General features: G+C 43.5%; 13 protein-coding genes and 1 pseudogene. 9 read left to right on the forward strand and 5 right to left on the reverse strand.

Annotation, left to right across the window (positions count from 1 at the left end):
- Positions 1-91 precede the first annotated feature (91 nt).
- Together ACQ4LT_RS00320 and ACQ4LT_RS00325 are read left to right on the forward strand one after the other, a co-directional pair.
- Positions 92-3,004 carry a CHAT domain-containing protein gene (locus tag ACQ4LT_RS00320; RefSeq protein ID WP_445664002.1) on the forward strand — a complete coding sequence of 971 codons (2,913 nt, stop codon included), beginning with the start codon at positions 92-94 and terminating at the stop codon, positions 3,002-3,004.
- Positions 3,005-3,178: 174 nt separating this feature from the next.
- Positions 3,179-3,558 (forward strand): annotated as a pseudogene (locus tag ACQ4LT_RS00325) (GxxExxY protein).
- A 96-nt stretch (positions 3,559-3,654) separates the two neighbouring features.
- On the opposite strand, the gene ACQ4LT_RS00330 reads toward ACQ4LT_RS00325, so the two are convergent.
- Together ACQ4LT_RS00330 and ACQ4LT_RS00335 are read right to left on the reverse strand one after the other, a co-directional pair.
- Complete coding sequence (locus ACQ4LT_RS00330) at positions 3,655-5,364, reverse strand: M28 family peptidase (RefSeq protein ID WP_445664003.1); 1,710 nt, start codon at positions 5,362-5,364, stop codon at positions 3,655-3,657.
- Positions 5,365-5,382: 18 nt separating this feature from the next.
- Positions 5,383-6,141, reverse strand: a complete 759-nt coding sequence (locus ACQ4LT_RS00335) for a segregation and condensation protein A (RefSeq protein ID WP_445664004.1) — start codon at positions 6,139-6,141, stop codon at positions 5,383-5,385.
- Between the two features lie 152 nt (positions 6,142-6,293).
- Between ACQ4LT_RS00335 and ACQ4LT_RS00340 the strand changes: the two genes are divergently transcribed.
- The 5 genes from ACQ4LT_RS00340 to metK all read left to right on the forward strand — a co-directional run bounded on the left by ACQ4LT_RS00340 (position 6,294) and on the right by metK (position 12,035).
- A complete protein-coding gene (locus tag ACQ4LT_RS00340; RefSeq protein ID WP_445664005.1) occupies positions 6,294-6,839 on the forward strand; it encodes an RNA polymerase sigma factor in 546 nt (181 codons plus the stop codon).
- Positions 6,840-6,942: 103 nt separating this feature from the next.
- Positions 6,943-7,761 (forward strand): tetratricopeptide repeat protein, encoded by an 819-nt coding sequence (locus ACQ4LT_RS00345; RefSeq protein WP_445664006.1) that lies wholly within the window; start codon positions 6,943-6,945, stop codon positions 7,759-7,761.
- A 72-nt stretch (positions 7,762-7,833) separates the two neighbouring features.
- Complete coding sequence (gene ruvB / locus ACQ4LT_RS00350; protein ID WP_445664007.1) at positions 7,834-8,847, forward strand: Holliday junction branch migration DNA helicase RuvB; 1,014 nt, start codon at positions 7,834-7,836, stop codon at positions 8,845-8,847.
- A gap of 156 nt (positions 8,848-9,003) precedes the next feature.
- Positions 9,004-10,725 (forward strand): fasciclin domain-containing protein, encoded by a 1,722-nt coding sequence (locus tag ACQ4LT_RS00355; RefSeq protein WP_445664008.1) that lies wholly within the window; start codon positions 9,004-9,006, stop codon positions 10,723-10,725.
- A gap of 161 nt (positions 10,726-10,886) precedes the next feature.
- Positions 10,887-12,035 (forward strand): methionine adenosyltransferase, encoded by a 1,149-nt coding sequence (gene metK / locus ACQ4LT_RS00360; protein WP_445664009.1) that lies wholly within the window; start codon positions 10,887-10,889, stop codon positions 12,033-12,035.
- 91 nt (positions 12,036-12,126) lie between these two features.
- Here metK and ACQ4LT_RS00365 read toward each other — a convergent pair whose 3' ends face one another.
- The 3 genes from ACQ4LT_RS00365 to ACQ4LT_RS00375 all read right to left on the reverse strand — a co-directional run bounded on the left by ACQ4LT_RS00365 (position 12,127) and on the right by ACQ4LT_RS00375 (position 16,864).
- Positions 12,127-12,816: a DUF748 domain-containing protein gene (locus tag ACQ4LT_RS00365; RefSeq protein ID WP_445664010.1), complete on the reverse strand. Its 690-nt coding sequence runs from the start codon at positions 12,814-12,816 to the stop codon at positions 12,127-12,129.
- Between the two features lie 127 nt (positions 12,817-12,943).
- Positions 12,944-15,556, reverse strand: coding sequence for a M14 family metallopeptidase (locus tag ACQ4LT_RS00370; protein WP_445664011.1), 2,613 nt, complete (start codon positions 15,554-15,556; stop codon positions 12,944-12,946).
- A 168-nt stretch (positions 15,557-15,724) separates the two neighbouring features.
- Positions 15,725-16,864, reverse strand: coding sequence for a baeRF7 domain-containing protein (locus ACQ4LT_RS00375; RefSeq protein ID WP_445664012.1), 1,140 nt, complete (start codon positions 16,862-16,864; stop codon positions 15,725-15,727).
- A gap of 152 nt (positions 16,865-17,016) precedes the next feature.
- On the opposite strand from ACQ4LT_RS00375, the gene ACQ4LT_RS00380 reads away from it, so the two are divergent.
- On the forward strand, positions 17,017-18,207 hold the full coding sequence (locus ACQ4LT_RS00380; RefSeq protein WP_445664013.1) for an RtcB family protein: 1,191 nt from the start codon (positions 17,017-17,019) through the stop codon (positions 18,205-18,207).
- Between the two features lie 116 nt (positions 18,208-18,323).
- The gene (locus ACQ4LT_RS00385) at positions 18,324-19,634 is read left to right on the forward strand and encodes an Nramp family divalent metal transporter (RefSeq protein ID WP_445664014.1); all 1,311 of its coding nucleotides are present in this window, start codon (positions 18,324-18,326) and stop codon (positions 19,632-19,634) included.
- Positions 19,635-19,700 lie beyond the last annotated feature (66 nt).

Consider the following 19,700-nt stretch of genomic DNA (forward strand, 5'->3'; position numbering starts at 1 on the left):
CACCAAACTTTTTACCTTTTGCCAGATTCTGTGTATATATTCAAGGCTCTTAGCACACATCTAAATACTTGGTGATATTAACTATTAGGGTATGAAACGGCTTTTCGTTTGCCTCACACTTTTTATCTGCTTCCCTCTATCGGGTATGGGGCAAAGCATACAGCTTGCCGACTCTCTTTTTAAACAGGGTAAGGAATACGACGACAAGGGTAAAATGGCGGAATCAGAGTTCTACTACCGAGAAGCCTATAATTTATACCGGCAGTTCCAAGATACCGCATCGTGGCTCCGGGCCGGAAAGGAATACGCCAGCGCCATGGTTTACCGCTCAAAAAATGAGCAGGCCATGAAACTCTATAAAAAGTTGCTGAAGGCAGACCACCCGGCCAATGACACATACAATCGCGGTGACCTTTTCACCAGCATGGGATGGTCGTCTAAAAGAATGGGAAAAGTAGATCAGGCTGAGAAATTTTACAACAAGGCCCTGCCATTAGCTCAAGAATCAGGTGACAGCCTGCTCATTGGTACCGTATATAATAACCTGGCAGGTGTCTACTCTAACAGAGGTGATTATTCCAGTGCTCTTGAAAACTATCAGCAAGCCCTTAATTATTACAAAAACAAACGGTTTAAAGCCATTACCTTATCCAACATTGGAAGAGTTTATGTCGAATTATCTCTCTATGACAGAGCCCTTGAATATCACAACCGGAGTCTGAAAATTCGCCAAGAAATCGGAAGTGTACATTTACTGGCAAATATTTATAACCAAATTGGTAGAGTGCAAAGAAATCTTGCCAATTATGATCAGGCATTGGTTTCTTATAAACAGGCGTTGGACAATAGCCGACAGGCGTCGACCCCCAAACTTACGGCATCCATTCTTAATAACCTGGGACTACTTTACAAGAAGCTGAGTGAATATGATAAAGCCATTGGTTATTACGAACAGAGCCTCGCCATAAGCGAAAAAACCTCCGGTCCCGGTTCAATTGCTACCACAATAAATAATATCGGGCAGCTCTACTGGGAACAAGGTAATAAAAAGGAGGCAGCCAGCTATTATCGTAAAGCCCTTAAGCTTAGGGAACAAATAGGCAACCCTTATGATATCGCTTCTTCGCTTAATTCTATGCTTAAGTTAACCATTGGTCAGGAAGATTTTAAGCAGGCTATCTCCTATGCCAACCGGCTTAAAGCCATGGGCGATTCCACCGACAGCTACGATATGCTGCAGAAAGCTACCTCATATTTGGGGCGGATTGGCCAAGCGCAAAATCGAGACGAGGAAGCTCTCCAACACTTCAAGAAAGCCCACAGCTACAGCCAGTATTTGTCGCCCCGTCGCCAGCTTGCGCCCATCAAAGACCTGGCCCGGCAGTATCACAAACTTGGCTCCGACAGCGCCGTTACCTACGGGCAAAAAGCTATTAATATTATTGAACAACATCGGTCCAACGCCGGGGCCCTTTCGGATCTAAAGTCAGGATATTTTGGCAAACATTCCGATTTTTACACCGAGGTGGCATCTTGGGTCTTAACCTACACTTCGGATGTTGCCCGGGCCTATAAACTGGTTGAACAGGCCAAGGCCCGAGCACTCAGCGATGAGCTTGCCAAGGCCTCCCAGAATATTGATGAGCAGCTGCCGGAGAAGATCCGCCTTGAACGCAATCAGAAACGAAACCGGATTGATCAGCTTTACAGCCAGCTTGAAAGTACCGTAAGTGCTCAAAAACGGGAAGAGCTGCGACAAAAAATACGGGATGCCGAACTCGACTATGCCTCATACGAAAATGAATTGCGGAGTGAGCATCCCCGGCTAAAAGCGCTGCAATCCCCCAAGCCCATTAGCCTTCAGCAGGCCCAAAACAGCGTTGACGGGCAAACGGCCATCCTAGAATACGCACTGGCCGGTAACGAGCTGTTGGCTTTTATGATAAGCCGTAACAATGTTCGTGTTGAAACGATATCACGGTCGAACAATACCGAGGAGCTTGCTACCGAGCTGACGACCATGGTGACCGATTTTAAGGATGCTATCCTTTCCAACGCTTCGCGTACGAAATTGCGATCAGAGTCTACGCTATTGTATAATTTGCTTTTCAAACCTTTTGAAGGTGACCTTGAAAACTATTCAAATTTGACCATAGTTCCCGATGGTGCGCTTGCCTATCTCCCGTTTGAGGCTATCTCGCAGGGCGATCAGTACCTGATTGAAAATTTTAATATCAAGTACGTGCCTTCTCTTACCAGCCTTACACTCTTAAAAGATCCGGAAACCCCGACCCGGAAAGATTTGTTGGCTGTTGCAGGATCCAATTTTGTTCGCAATAATGAACGTGGGTTACAACGGGATAACCTAAACAACCTCCCGTCCACGCTTATCGAGGTTGATTCCATTGCAACTCACTTTAAAAATGCCTCTATCCTAAAAGATGAGCAAGTATCAGAAGGAACACTAAAAAGATTACTGCGCCAGAATAATTACCAGTATCTCCACTTGGCCACACACGGTATTATTGACGAAAATCAACCCAATCGCAGCGGCTTGGCCCTTTCTACCGACAGCGATATTTCGGCTTCATCCGCCGAGGATGGCATGCTGCGGAGCTCCGAAATTTTCGGGATGAATATTAATTCTGATATGGTTGTACTAAGTGCCTGCAACACGGGACTGGGCAAAATGGTTGGCGGTGAAGGTATGCTGGGCATGCAGCGATCCTTTTTCTATGCCGGTACTTCAACCGTTGTAGTAAGCCTTTGGAATGTCTATGACCGATCGACGGCTTCCTTTATGAACGAATTTTACAAGTCGCTTCTTCAACAAGACACCAGCAGGAGCTGGGTTGATGGAGCTTTGCGCTGGATCGGATGGGAGCAATCCATTCCATTCGGAGCCAAAGCCAAAGCCATGCGCGAAGCCAAACTAAAAATGATTAAACATCCCCTGTTTAATCATCCTGTATACTGGGCGCCTTTTATTGTTGTAGGTCGGTAAAGCGTTTATTTAGATGCCAGACATCATTTCATCCTCTAATCTTATAAATCCCGGTTCAAAATCTATAATTGGTAACAAGTAAGTTTAGCCACAATTCAGAAAGGAAAATTATCTTTGTAAGGATTTGCTCTTCACAGGATCTTACTTATTTGACTGTTTAAATCACAGAGAGAGATGGAATGTAAGAAAATCACCCATGATATTATTGGCTGTGCGATGAAAGTCCATAACACACTGGGCAATGGATTCCAAGAGGTTATTTATCAGCGTTGTTTAGCTCTTGAATTTAAAAAGAGAAACCTATTTTACTGGCGTGAACAGGAAATGGAAATTTTTTTGAAGATGTTCAGGTAGGTACCCGGAGAGCTGACTTTATCATTGAAGAAGATATTTTGCTTGAAATAAAAGCCGTTATTCAACTTCAAGACGTTCACTTGGCTCAGGCATTAAACTATCTCGAAGCTTACGATCTAAAAACTGGACTTCTCATTAACTTTGGCTCTCACTTTCTGCAATATAACCGCCTTTTTAACAACAAAATTTTAGAATCCTGATTAATCAGATTAAAGTATTACAAGGATTAAGGTGCCTCAATTTGGAATGTTCATCCCCGCTATCCTAAAATCCTTCCCCATCTTAGTTCAATTCTTTTAATTATCACTCTTGGTAATTTCAATAAACTGCTGATTATCAACAGCAGGAGGATTGTCAGCATTAGCGATCATCACCGTTGTAGCATACATCGTCCGCAGGATGCTTGCCATTTTTTCGAAACGAATTTTATGCACCTCATCTGATGGACGGTGATAGTCTTCGTGAACACCCGAAAAGAAAAAGGCAAAAGGGACCTGTTTTCGGCCAAAATGCCAGTGGTCACTGCGACGGTAAAACTGCTGGGGATCGTTCAGATCGTTGTATCTTTTATTCAGCTTTATCTGTCCTGACTGCTTGTTCGCAACCTTAATAAGGCTATCCAAATCCGAAGAAATCAGTTCCGCACCAATGATATAGGCATACTTTTCAATGCCTTCGCTTTTGTGCGTAGAATCGATCCGGCCAATCATATCGGTATTTAAATTTGCCACTGTTTTTTCCATCGGAAACACCGGATGATCGGAATAATAGCGCGATCCAAGCAATCCTTTTTCTTCCGCTGATACATTTAAAAATAAAATAGAGCGTCTGGGTTTTATGCCATTTTTTTCAGCCTCTGCAAATGCTTTGGCAATATTCAAAAGTCCAATAGTTCCGCTTCCGTCATCGTCTGCGCCGTTATAAATTCGATCACCGGTAGAATCGGGCTCCCCTATACCTACATGATCGTAGTGCGAAGTCAGCACCACCACTTCATCTTTCAGCTTTGGATCGGCTCCTTCAAAAAAGGCCAAAACATTTCGGGAGTTAATTGTTTCTTTGGATGAATGGGGAATTTGCGTCAATTCATAACCCAGCTCTTTGGCTTGAAAATCAGTAATATTATCAATCAACTTTTGCCGATGATCTGTCAGTTCTTCCACGGAGTTCAATCCCAGTAACTTTGCAGCTAATTCTGGTTTTATAAGGTTGTACCCCCTTCTTCCGCTTGAAGAACCCCCGCTTTTATCCCGATAAGCTAAACTCATACGTCCTATTTCTCCAAAGCTACCCTGCATTTTTTGAGCTACTACCTCAAACTCTTGATCTTCTTGGGCCGGTATAGTCAAGATACCTGCTGCTCCCCGATCCATAATCATCTGAAACCGTGCCCGGGCATCTATCTTGGGGTTTATAAGGGTATCCCCATCCACAACTTTTGGAAGCTTTTGAAATACCATTACCCACTTATCTTTTAGATCAACACTATCCAGATGAGCTACCCCGCGTTCCTGATCGTTGATACCAAATCCTGCAAAAATAATCGGTCCTCTTAACGTATCAGTACCACCAAATAATCGTGCAAAATGGGCCGTTTGATTACTGCTGGCCACCGATCGATCTATTCGTTCTCTTGCAGAGTCATCCTTTTTATACACTTCAAAAATAATGCTGTCGCTTTTTGATGCACTGAGTTCAAAATCCTGAAAATAACTTCCGTTATCACCAACCGGTTTAAGGCCCAGCTGTTTATACTCATCAGCAAGATACTCAGCAGCCACTTTCTCGGAAGGGGTCCCCGTTTCGCGCCCCTTCATAGAATCGTGAGCAAAAGCCGTTAAACGGGGTTTTAAATAATCCGCTGAGATCTCCTGTTGGAAGGCTAATAACTGCTCGGTATCGGTGATAGGTTCCGAAGGTTGATTCTGACTCGACGGCTCTGATCCTGCACAGCCTACGGTAAATATCAATAGCCCAACAAGAACAGATTGCAAGTGCATCTTCATAAGTAACGCTCTTTCTTTTTAATTCTTATTCGTTTCGGGTGTGCCAATAATTTCATCAACAGGTTTTAAGTCCAGATAAAACTCCGTTGGATCATCATCTTCAACATACAAGTTGATCTGTCGCTCTTTTAACATTTCTAAAATCGCTAAAAAGGTGACCACTATCTTTGTGAGGTTGTTAAGCTCGTTACACATCGCCCTAAAAGATGTGCGTCCATTTTGCTGCAGGCGATCCAGCACATACTCACTCTGCTCTTCAATGGTAAACTCTATCTTTTCAACATGGTGTACACTTTCCTGCTTTTTGATATCGGCCAATACCTTATTAAAGGCCGCCATCAAATCAAACATGGTTACATCCTTCAGGGCTTCGCCGCTGGCCTGCTTATCCACCTGATCGACCTCCGTATATCCGCGAAAATATGACTTCTGGGCTTCTTCAGCCACATCTTCCATTTTGCCGGCCATCTCTTTGTAACGCTTATATTCGAGCAGCCGCTGTACCAATTCGTAACGGGGATCGTGCTCATCGAGCTCCTCTTCGGATTCCTCCTGTGGAAGCATCATCTTGGCCTTGATCGACATCAGCATGCTGGCCATCAAAATAAATTCGCTGGCAACATCTAAATCCAGCTCTTCCATTAAATTGATATACTCTAAAAACTGGTTGGTGATATAAGAGATAGGAATATCGTAGATATCAAGCTCATCGCGCTTTATAAAAAAGAGAAGGAGGTCGAGCGGACCTTCAAAATTTTTAAGTTGAACTCGATACATTAACCACCGTTCGGATTTGGGCTTCCCACATAGTTCTAATGGGATAAAAAGGAATTATTTATAGCTTTTCTACTCAAAGTTAATGTAACTGTTGTTTATTGCCTAACTTTTTATAGTTTTTACATCAACATTGGCTTTTTAGATTAACGACCATGGACTACGCGAATTTAGTATCAGCCATCAAAGAGAACAACACTCAAGAGACAAATAAAATCATCGAGGCGCTCCGCCCAAGGCTAATAGCATTTCTGCGCATTCACATGAATGCAAGTCGATCTGATGCGGAGGACTGTGCACAAGATTCTCTTCTTACCTCCCTTGAAGTAATAAAGGAGGACCGGCTGAACAACCCCGATCAGGTAGTCTCGTATATTCTGTCAATATGCAGAAATAATTACCTCAAAATGCAGAAGAAAAAACGTCCCGAAGCAACGGATGAAATTCCCAATAAGCATCAACAGGCTCCTACCCAGCTGCAGTCGCTGCTGGATGAGGAACAGGAACGCTTGCTCGAGTGGTGCCTGAATCAACTTAAAGAAAAGTATCAGGAGTTTATGCAGTACTGGTTTGATCACCCTGACTCCCATGCAAAAAAGGTGGCCCAGCATTTTAATATCAGTGTTAACAACGTCTGGACCCGGAAACATCGGCTTATTCAGAAACTTAACGACTGCTATCAAGAAAAAAGCGAATTATAATGTAAGGATTGGGGTTCTCAAGGGTCTTACTTACAGACCTTGAGAACAAACCACGGGTTAACACTGTTTAAAGCATACAATTAAGAGTTTGAGAATGAACAAAATGTCAAGAGACATAGAGCTGGAACAAAAAATTGATGCCTATGTAAAGGGCAAACTCTCGGAGGAAGAAGCCCAGAAGCTTTGGGAAAAACTGCTCCAGCGCCCCGAGTATATCGAGCTTTTAAAAACTGAGTTAGGCGTACAGTCTATTCTCAAAAAACGCTCTTCCAATAATCATTCTACCTCTGCCGAAGAAAACGGTATTATTTATTCAATACAGAGCTCTTGGAAATGGATGGCAGCCGCTGCTGCAGTAGCACTGTTGGTTGTGTCGATTAATTTCTTTCAACTTGATACAAATAAATCATTACAGAGTGAAGTTCCCAGCCAATTTAATCTGGCAGAGAATCTTTCTTCTGCAGAAGTATTTCGTAGTCAGAAAACAGAAACACTTCCATCGGATTCGCTGCTGAACCGGGGATTCGAAGCTGCACTTTCCGGGGATATATCAAAAGCCATTGCTGCCTACGATGAAATTATCAATAATTACAGTGATGAGTCAGCCGCTACAAAAGCTTATCTGAATAAGGGAATTATACAATACAACAGCGGAGGGTTCGGAGAATCAATTGAATCATTTAAGGCGGTCATAAAAAGAGATACCAAAAGAAAGATCTTGGAAGAGAAAGCGTATTGGTATATGGGCAATGCTTATATCAATATTGAACAACCGGAAAAAGCACGAGAGGCTATTCATAAAGTTTATTCCATGGATGGCATTTATCGCAAACCCTCTTTCAGGTTGCTTAAAAAACTGGATTATAAACTGGGCAATGTGGATTACGATAACTTTGAAGAACAGATGAAAGAGGGCGAATAAGCTTTCGAAACTTTGCAAATAATGAGTTAATTTACTTGCTGTAAAAGTCGGTTAACTCATTTCATACTTATTTTGCAAAACCCACTGTTAGACGCTTCTGATAATGACCAAGAGTTTGAACGCACGCTGCGGCCAACCCGTATCAGCGAGTTTATCGGACAAAAAAAGGTTATCCAGAATCTCTCGGTTTTTATTAAGGCGGCCCAAAAACGGGATGAAGCATTAGATCACGTTATCCTTTCCGGACCTCCCGGCTTGGGAAAAACGACGTTAGCCCATATTATTGCAAATGAGATGGGGGTTCAGATTAAACCTACCACGGGACCTGTTCTTGAAAAACCCGGTGATCTTGCCGGTATGCTTACTAATCTCGAAGAGGGGGACGTCCTTTTTATTGATGAAATTCATCGGCTAAATCCTGTCGTAGAGGAGTATTTGTATTCAGCCATGGAAGATTATCAGCTGGATATTGTTATTGATTCGGGTCCCAATGCGCGCAGTATCCAAATAGAGCTCAATCGCTTCACCTTGGTGGGAGCAACTACCCGAAAGGGATTACTTACTGCACCACTTCGTGCCCGCTTTGGAATCGATATGCGGCTCGATTACTACGATGTAGAACTTTTGCAACGCATTGCACTTCGTACCGCCAGCATTTTAGATATGGGTATCACAGAAACCGGGGCACACGAAATTGCGCGCCGTAGTCGGGGCACCCCTCGAATCGTCAACAAGCTATTACGGCGTACCCGTGATTTTGCCCAGGTAGAAGATATGGATACCATCAATGATGAAATTGCCGATACGGCCCTCAACGCCCTCGACGTTGATGAGAATGGACTCGACGAAATGGATATCCGCATTTTGAAAGCCATTATCGAAAACTATGAGGGCGGTCCGGTGGGACTGGGAACCCTGGGCGTTGCTGTAGGTGAAGATAAAGGTACTATCGAAGAAGTCTACGAACCATACTTGATTAAGGAAGGTTTTCTCCAGCGAACGCCAAAGGGACGAATAGCAACCCGTCAGGCTTTTGAGTATTTAGGAGTAAATCCTGATAAAAAAGAAGGCGATTTGTTTAATTAGACATATAGAAAAATAACTAATAAACATTGCCCCTATACCCTCCGTTCACTTAATAATATTAAATTATTTAAACATATATATTTAATAATTTAGGGAACCAATTTCCTTGATATGTGATTATCGAGTATCACTATCCTTAATTAATCACATATCACAATGGAAACAACAACTCACAATCCCTTACAAAAACTGCGAACATTTTTGTTCAACAGTTTTATTGCCGTTCTATTTATTTTTACGCTGCAGGCATGTGGCGACGATGATAACGGACCAACCGACCCTCCAAATGAAACCGGTAATATTGCAGAAGTTGCTCAATCTGATGATAATTTCAGTGACCTTGTATCTGCACTAAGTGATGCTGGCTTGGTTTCGACACTGGAAGGAGACGGCCCATTCACCGTTTTTGCTCCTACCAATGATGCTTTTGGCAACCTACCTGACGGGCTTCTCTCCAGCCTTTCAAATGATCAGCTTACAGAAATACTAAGCTATCACGTTATAGCTGGATCGGAAATAGCCTCTGGAGATCTTCAATCCGAACAAGCCGTTGAAACTTTTGCCGGCGAAGATCTTTTTATAACGACTGGCGGCAATGTCGTTGTTAATGGCAATGCAACGGTAGTTAATGCTGACATTGAAGCATCAAATGGTACTATCCACGCAATCGATCAAGTATTGTTCCCGGATGCCTACCTTGATGTCGTTGGCATTATAGTAAAACGTTATGGCTTGCAATCTCTTGAAGATGCCGTATTGAGTGAAAACCTTGCTTCTGCACTACAAGCTGACGGACCGTTTACGGTTTTTGCTCCCACTAATGCCGCTTTTAGCAATGCTGATCTGGGCGATCAAAGTTTAGCTGATGTACTACAGTATCATGTAATTCCATCCGAAGTGCTTTCTGATGATCTTCAGGCTACGCAAACAGTAGAAACCCTTCAGGGAGAAGATCTCCTTATTGAATCGGCCGACGGTACCGTTACCATTACCGACAACAGCGGACAAATGTACGAAGTTACTGAAGCTGACCTGCAGGGAACTAATGGCGTAGTTCATATTATTAATGGTGTACTGAACCCTGCCCCCAATATCGTAGATGTAGCCATCGATAATGGAAACTTTACTACACTCGTTGATGCGCTCGGACAAACAGGGCTGGACGAAGCATTACAACAAGCCGGTCCGTTTACTATATTTGCCCCCACCGACGATGCTTTCTCCGGTGTTGATCTCAGTGGGTTTTCTGACGATCAACTTGCTGAAATACTACAATATCATGTGGTGAATGCCAATATACTTGCTGCTGATTTGGAAGCCGAACAATCCGTTGAGGCATTAGCAGGGGGCAACCTTTTTGTCACTGCTGATGGTGAAGTCGTAGTCAACGATGTTGCAACCGTCGTGACAGCAGATGTTGAAGCATCCAATGGCACGATACATGCCATCGACAATGTACTGCTTCCCGATAGTTATCAGGATGTGGTAGGTATTGTTTCTAAGCGATATAACCTGCAAGCCTTAGAAGATGCAGTTGTTCAGGCCGGGTTGGCCGGAACACTTCAAGGAGATGGTCCCTTTACTGTTTTCGCCCCTACTAATGCAGCATTTGATGAAGTGGATACCAGTGGCCTTTCCGATCAGGAATTACAAGATATTCTTGAGTATCACGTACTCCCACAAGAAGTGCTTTCTGGAAACATATCATCAGGAACTGCAACCACAGTAAATGGAGCCGATCTTGAAATTACCGTTAATGAAAACGGAAGCGTTTCTCTTACTGACCAGGCCGGTAATACCTATAGCGTGACAACGGTTGACCTGCAAGGCACCAACGGAGTAGTCCATATTATTGACGGTGTATTGCTCCCCAGCTAAAAATAGTACTATTTTTTAACTGTACAATCCCTGGAAAAAGCCGTGCTCTATTAAAAGGAGTGCGGCTTTCTTTATTGACAGATCATTCTGCATAATTATACAGATTTTTGTAGCTTCAAGGCTTCTTAATAATCATTGTTTACACGAACTTTTTTACTCAAATGAAAAACCTTTTTACCTCCGAATCTGTATCAGAAGGTCACCCCGATAAAGTCGCTGATCAAATCTCTGATTCTATTCTCGATGCCATGCTCGAACAGGATCCCGATTCCCGGGTGGCCGTTGAGACATTGGTAACAACGGGACTTGCCGTTATCTCGGGTGAAGTTACGACCGATGCCTATGTAGATGTTCAAGAAATAACACGCGATGTCATCCGAAATATCGGCTACACAAAAAATTCTTATCGCTTCGATTCGGAATCTTGTGGGGTTTTGACAACCATCCACCAGCAGAGTCCGGATATTGCTCAAGGCGTTGACGAAGGAAAAGACAAAAAAATGGGCGCCGGCGATCAGGGCATGATGTTTGGATACGCTACTGATGAAACAAACACCTACATGCCCATGACATTGCAATACTCCCATGATTTACTTCGAGAGCTGGCGCATATTCGCAAAGAAACAGCGCTCCTTCCCTATCTTGCTCCCGACAGCAAGAGCCAGGTCACTGTTGAATATGATGATGAAGGAAATCCCAAAAGAGTGGATACGATTGTCATTTCCACCCAGCATGATGCGGGAGTTGATCAAATTAAAATCAAAGAGGATCTGAAAAAACATCTTATCCCAGAAGTTATCTCAGAAGAGTTAATGGATGCAGAAACAATTCTCCACGTAAATCCGACGGGAAAATTTGTGATTGGTGGACCACACGGAGATACCGGTCTTACCGGACGTAAAATTATTGTTGATACCTACGGCGGACGTGGCGCACACGGCGGCGGAGCTTTCTCCGGTAAGGATCCCTCGAAAGTAGATCGCAGTGCGGCCTATGCTTCTCGACATATTGCTAAAAATGTTGTCGGCGCCGATCTGGCCGGTGAGTGTCTCATACAGCTCGCTTATGCTATCGGTATCCCTGAGCCTGTTTCTGTGAATGTAAACACCTATGGAACCGGCAAAGTAAAAGATGCTGAATTAGCTCAAGCGATTAAACAGACTTTTGACCTGACACCGGCTGGCATTATCAGTCGTTTTAACTTAAAACGACCCATTTATTCTGAAACGGCCGCATACGGGCACTTTGGTCGTGACGAGTTTCCCTGGGAGAAACTGGATTATACTGACAAGCTAACAAATGCTCTGTAAGTTTTTAGCTTCCCAATTGTTATTCATTAAAAAAGAGACATCTCAATTGTAGATGTCTCTTTTTTTAATTTTATGTAAGTAAGAAGATCTGTTATCCATCGAGCATATCTTGCAGGGCGTCTTTTGCTTTATCCATTAATCCTTGGGTAGCTGCTTCTTGCAACGCCTTTTCCAAAACAGGTCTAAGTATTTGCTGTATCGTCTGCTCCATGGTATTATTGCCACTGCGACCAATACCCTTTACTTCAATTTTAGAAAATTCGGCCATTACGGATTTCTCTTTGCCAATATCCGCCGTTAATGTAACCTGACCATTTTCTACCAATAGATAATCTACAATTAGGTTTGTATCCGAAGAGGTTGATTCATCCATATTCTCGGTAAGCGTATCAAAGTTATTACCTGTCTCTTTTTGCTCATAAAAAAGCTCCGGCTTTTCAACCCTAATTTCTTCCACAATAACGGTATTCGAAAGAATAGAGGATATCTTCATCTCGATAAAAATCTGTTTTAGCCTCGCGGCGGGTTTATCACTAAACCCTTCCGGATTGTGAATGATGAATCCCGTTATGGTTCCTGAACCATTCAAGAGAGATATTGATACCTCTTCAACATCAACAGAGGTATTCAATGCCTCTGCCGTGGTACGTTCCAGACTGGATTCCACCATATTATCGACACTCAACGAAAGGATCAGTGCACTTACAGCACCAATTATAATAATGGCAAAAAGGACCTGAAAAACAGGTTTTAAATCTAATTTTGACTTAAATAAACTCATATGACCCAATTCTTTTTTTGATTGTTGGAATATAACAGGGTTCGATCAAAATATTTGAGAAAATAAAAAGGCATGGAAATTGAAATTATTTCCATGCCTAAAGAAGTTAATACGCTACTGACTTCTATTAATTACCCGATCCGCCGTCAATAGTTTGGCCAAAAAAGATGGCATTCATAAACAGCTTGTTCGTACCAAACCAAAAAGCCCTGAAATTTGGATTATCGGTCATTGAGATTACACGTCCACTGCCAACATCACTTACCACAACAGCTGCTGTGCCGGATAGTTTTTCCAGATTTTCATCAGAAACATACCCGCTGGCCAACGGATCTTCGGTATAATAAAGCGGTGTGGCGTAGGGATTTTCAGCCTTCTTAACAAAGAGGGTACTATTGCGAAAGACCGTCAGATCCTCATCATTGTAGCCATATCCCAGCGGATGGGTCAGATCGAGCTTGGTATCAAAAATGGTACCACCAATATATTGCGCGCCGCGATCTTGACTCATATCGGCATACGGCTTGGGCGTAACCTGCTTTTCTTCTTCGGATTCTTCCTCATCGAGAAATTCTATATTTGCCAACCCATTTTGCTCAGCCCAGTTGTTGGCATATTTTGTTGTGATGAGCGTTCCGCCATTTTGGGTCCAGCGTTTAATCTTTTCGATGGCCCGATCAGATAATCTATCATAACTGCCATTTACCATCACTATTACATTATAGCGATCCAAATCAGTTCGTCCTACGCGATCCATGGGGAAAAGCGTAGGTGGCATATCAAAGCGCTGATCCAAGAGATGCCACACTTCGCCCACTTCATACGGACTGGCTCCATCTCCGGAAAGCACCGCAACAGATGGCTTCTCAAGATCCTCAAACGATCCGCTGCCCAGATCAATTCCGCTGGGGGTAAGTCCCGTGCCAACCGAATAGACCGTTAGTCCATCATTGTCTGCAGCTTGTTGAACAAGCTTGTGAATCTTATCTCGGTCCACCGACTGCGGCCCCAAAGGCACCAATATTGTTCCGTAATCAAATTTGTGCGTACCATCTGCCGTAACACCTGTAAATGGCTTCGAAGCAACTTTTACGCGCACTCCCGCATCAAGCAGGCGGTTTACCGCTCGCGGTGAATAGTACTCATCCCACTCAAACACATAGGCATAATCACTTTTTCCGCCCAGTACTTCTCCGTTAGGAAACTCCGGCAATCCATCTACTTTGTTACCGAGAAGATCATCACTGTAATCACGACCTTCCAGTTCAGCAAACGGAAGATTAAAAGCGTAGGGCATGGTCCATGCCGAGACATCGTAAAACAAGCTATCGGTGAACGTAGTACGACGCTCAAACAACGCTTTCACAAACCGATACTGTTTTTGATCAGATGGAATAACGTATGAAGATCCACCTTTAAAGGTCTCTCCGTCAACCGTAATATCCTGATTCAAATCGTATAGATTTACTTTATGGCGACGTAACAGTTCGGCTAAGTGATAAGTTCGTGCTTGATCTTCGTCAGTACCAAATACATATCCCTCAATATCGGCGTCTTCACCGGCTTGTTTGGCCTGCTTATAAAAATTACGCTGATAATTCAGGATCTCCTGCCGTAAATTCTGCGAAGCATCCCAGGTAGAAAGCGAAGTCAAAAACTGATTCTTGATCGTAAAGGGGAACTTCAACACGCCGTGCACACTTTCCTGTGCGTATCCACGCGAGCTGGCCTGTTCAAACAAAATCCCGATACTTCCATTTACATCGGGATAGGTTGACCCTTTGCCATAATAGAAATCATCGAAACTTTCCTGGGAATAATACAGTCGCTTATTTTCGTCTAAAATCTCCGCATGATAATCGGCAATAGCCTTCGTCAAATTTTGGTTCTTTTCTGGCGTAATGGGATGGGTGCGCGACTGTATACCCGGCTGAAAAAAGAAGGTGGAGTTCGTGCCCATCTCGTGATGATCGGTCAAAATATTAGGCTTCCACTTATGGAAGTTACTAATGCGTCCCTGGCTTTCAGGATGCTGTACCAACATCCAGTCGCGATTTAAATCAAACCAGTAATGATTAGTACGAGCACTTGGCCAGCGCTGATTTAGCTCCATACTATTGGGATCAGCTACCATATTTTTACTCTTATGCGTATTGGCCCAACTGGCAAATCTATTCAATCCGTCCGGGTTTAGGCTTGGATCCAATAAAATGACACTATTCTGCAACTTTTCTTCGATTTCTTTACCCTGAGCCGCAGCCATATAATAAGCCACGAGCATCGACGCATTCGAACCACTCGATTCATCACCGTGGATACTGTATCCCATATACAACACAATGGGCATTTCGGCTGTGTTTAGTTCATCAGATTGTTCCGGCTCTGTAAGTGCGACATGCTCTTTTCGAATCTGATCGATATTATCGTGATTCGAAGGAGAGGTGATCGTCAAATAAACCAAGTCCCTATCTTCATACGTTTCTCCGAATTTGTGAAGCGTTACTCGGTCAGAGGCTTCAGCTACAGCGTGCATGTACTGTACAAGCTGATCATGACGAACATGCCATTCCCCCGGAACCATCCCCAGTACTTCCTGTGGCGTGGGTATGGATTCATCGTATTCAACACTCTGTGGGAGATAGTAATCCATGGATGCCTCGGCATCGTCCAGACTTTGAGCCTGAACTCCGGTACCTATGAGCAAAGCCAATAGTGAAATAACAATAGTGCGTAATTTCATAAACTGATCCTTTTAATTAGCGAAAATGATTTGTGCCTTAGTGTAAAGGTTATAAATGAAAAATGTTTTAAAAAAAGTATAGGCATCGACTTTATAGTCGATGCCTATACTTCAAAGAAATATTAAAGGGATCGAATTTAGCTGTCCGATCATACTTAGCTGAATGAATTACGCATATCTAAATATAGCTGCAATAGAAGAGCCGTTAGGCATATCTTCTTTATCGAGTGCATATACATTACCGCTTTGGGTTAACGTTTTGATGGCAGCCATATTTATCAAATCGTGTTCCCCGTTCTGGGGTTCTGCACTGTGGTGTACCGTATCGCGTTCCATATCGAACCAGCCCCAGCTATGCTCTCCAATCGGTACAAACAGCGATTCGACTTTTCCGTAGTAAGCTGCCTCTACAATTTGGGATAAATTATCGGACTGTTTTTCCGATCCCGAAAGATCACCAAAGCGTTCAATATCCTCGTACATCCCTTTCAAGAAGTACGATTTTATAACTTTCCAGCCCTCATCTTTTATTTCTTCGTTGCTTTTGGGATCGGGATTCCCAGAAACAGTTTGGTCCAGCAGTCGACTGTAACTATTGACTTTTCTGTATTCAGCAATCGCCTCATTCACTCCGCCTAAAATAAGGGGATCATTGCGTTTACGAAGAATAGAAGTTACTTCATTTTCGACAGTCTTCAAGTAATTAATGATTTCCTCGGTATTGGTATCGCGCGATCCGCCCTGACCGTGGAATATTGCTTGGGCGTTAGCCCCTTGACCGGCATGATGTTGAAGATTAGTTTCATTAACATCGTACTTCAAAAACTCTTCTAAACTTTTGGGTGCTTCTTCGAGCTCAACCTCTTCAACACTGGCTCTCGTACATTTTAGTAGTCGCATTTTCTTTTGACTGAGTGCCAAAATACAAAACGTACCTTCCAAGGTAATCATAGGTACCAGCGGGGTAATTAAGAAGTGATCGTCTACCATCACCCGTTCTTTAAAAGCATGCGGAATACGATAATATTCGAAATCCTCGTCACTTATAAACAACGCCAAGCCTTTATCGTTATGCCGCCAGAATTGAGGGTTATCCAACAGCTTTCTTGCTTCATCCAGCAACTCATCAATTTCTTTTCCTCTCACCTCTCTGTCTTTTAATTGCTCAACAGCCTGTGTGAGCAAATTCTTTAACCGGATAGGATCTTGCTGAACCTCCTCACCGGCTTTATGCGTGGGTAAATAAATAGATACACATTGGTCACTTTCTTTTTTAGCAAGATCGAGGATGTTTTCACGCGTAATCATAAATACCTCCAAATAATATTTAATTAACTACCAGCTTCTTATCTAAAAACAGTTTTATGTATTTAAAGATTCAAAGCCAGCTAATCGTTTTTAAAACTAATTCCTGTTATTTTCCTACAGGAAGTATAACGAATAAAGCTATAGATATTACAATGGTTTCTCAATTAACCGGAGAAAAATCTATCTTTGGTCAACCCGATAAAAATACGCTTGAGCAATTTAAAAATGTGTTGATGCGCGCCGAACGCGGCGCTCTTATGGCCGATGCCCACGTAGGATACGTTATGCCGATCGGTGGAGTTATGGCTTATCAGAATAAAGTATCTCCGGTTGGTGTCGGTTTTGATATTGGCTGTGGCAACATGGCTGTAAAACTGGACAAAACCCTATCTACGTTTGACACTTCTGCTGCTTTAGACATTATTGAAGAACACATACAGTTCGGATTGGGCAAACAAAATCCCGATGCCCCGGTCGGTCATTCTATTTTTGATGCTCCCGAATGGGATGCCTACCCAAATAAAAAAATAACCTCATCACTAAAACAGACTGCGCGTGAGCAACTCGGTACTGTTGGCTCGGGCAATCACTACGTGGATCTGTTCCACGACGAGGATCATCATATCTGGATTGGTATTCACTTTGGCAGTCGCGGCTTTGGCTATAAAACGGCTCAGGGGTTTATGAATCTCTCACAAGGTAAAAGCTGGAATGCCAACTTTGAACAAAAGGAAGTGCTTCTCGATCTCGATACGCCGCTGGGGCAAGACTATTTTGCCGCCATGAACCTTGCCGGTCGCTATGCCTATGCCGGACGCGAATGGGTCTGCCATACACTGGCAAAAGCTTTTAATGCTACCATTTTGGATAAAGTTCATAACAACCACAACTTTGCATGGAAAGAAGAACACGATGGACAAGAGCTGGTTGTGGTTCGAAAAGGGGCTACGCCAGCATTCCCCGGCCAGCGTGGTTTTGTCGGTGGCAGTATGGGGGATATATCCGTCATCTTGGAAGGAGTTGACTCAGAACAAAGTAAAAAAGCACTTTACTCGACTATCCACGGGGCGGGACGATTGATGTCACGCACGCAGGCAAAAGGTGATTACCGGGGACGTAACCTGTCTAAATCTGCGATAAAACCCGACATGATTTATGACCGCCTTCAAGAAAAAGGTGTTGAGCTGCGTGGCGGCGGACTTGATGAGGCACCTCAAGTATACCGTAAGCTTAAAGATGTGCTGAATTATCATCAGGATACAATCAACATCAATCATTATCTAAATCCTATAGGAGTAGTCATGGACGGCCCCGAACAATTCATTCCAAATGCTATGATGTAACCCTACTCTTTCTCACCTTATCCAATCCTCAGTGAGAAAACCCTTTCTTTTTGTTTCATTTCCAATTTTCTTATTGTTCTTTTCAATTTGAAAAATTTTCTAACCACAGGTTTTTTATGGCTGAAGAGTCACAATCTGCTGTGCGGGATAAAGAAGAAAATAAAACCCGGGATGCAAATCGTTGGCAAGGGATAAAACAGAGTTTAGGCCCGGGACTGCTAATGGCGGCAGCAGCTATCGGCGTTTCACACCTCGTACAATCCACACGTGCCGGGGCTACTTATGGTTTTGCGTTAATCTGGGCTTTAATTCTGGCCAACTTCTTTAAATATCCTTTTTTGGAATATGGTCCGCGCTATGCCATTGCCACCGGCGAAAGCATGATCGAAGGATACACCAGGCTGGGCAAATGGGCCATTGGTATCTTTGTGATCTTTACCCTCGGCACCATGTTTGCCGTACAAGCTGCGGTCACCATCGTTAGCGCAAGCTTAGCTGCCGAGCTTACCGGTATTGCCCTTTCTCCATTGCTGTGGAGTGCCATAATTTTGGCAATCTGTATTATCCTGCTTATTTCGGGACAATATTCTGCCCTCGACGGCGCCATAAAGTTGATTATGATTGTACTTGCTGTATCTACGATAGTAGCTTTGGGTGCAGCTCTCTTTCAGGGAGGACAACACGAAGTTGCCAGCTATTATCCGAATATATGGGATGTGGCCGGCGTATCGTTTTTAATTGCCCTAATGGGATGGATGCCGATCCCCATTGATGCGGCCGCATGGCATTCGCTGTGGACACTGGAGCGCGAAAAGCAAACCCAGTATCGGCCCAAACTCAAAGAATCACTACTCGATTTTAATATCGGATACATAGGGGCTGCTGTATTAGCACTGGGTTTCTTACTTCTCGGTGCTCTCGTGATGTATGGCAGTGGAGAGGAGTACGCCAGCAGTGGTGCAGTTTTTGCCGGACAACTTATTGGGCTCTATACCGAAAGCCTGGGCAACTGGGCCTATACCGTCATCATCATTGCAGCCTTTACCACTATGTTCAGTACCACGCTCACCGTCACCGATGCCTATCCCCGCGTGAGCCGGCGCATGCTCGAAGTGCTTATGCCGGATACCTTTAAGGATAAAGATAGTCTGTCCCTCTATCGTATACTCCTTGTTTTAATCTCATTACTATCATTGGGCGTACTTTACTTTTTAGGGGATTCTTTTACACTGATGGTAGATCTCGCCACTACGCTTTCCTTTTTAACAGCACCGGTTTTGGCCTACCTCAACTATCGTTTGGTTACAGCTGAACATATGCCCGATAACTGCACTCCTAAACCATGGCTCAAATGGCTCAGCTGGAGTGGACTGGTATTTTTGACTGGCTTTGCTCTCGTATATCTATACTGGAAAATTCTGATGTAAAGCATCTTCTTCATCAAAAAAACAATCGAATTTTAAACCCAGCCGTCAGCGCGGTGTTTCGGTACA

It is taken from the genome of Fodinibius sp. AD559, assembly GCF_052712805.1.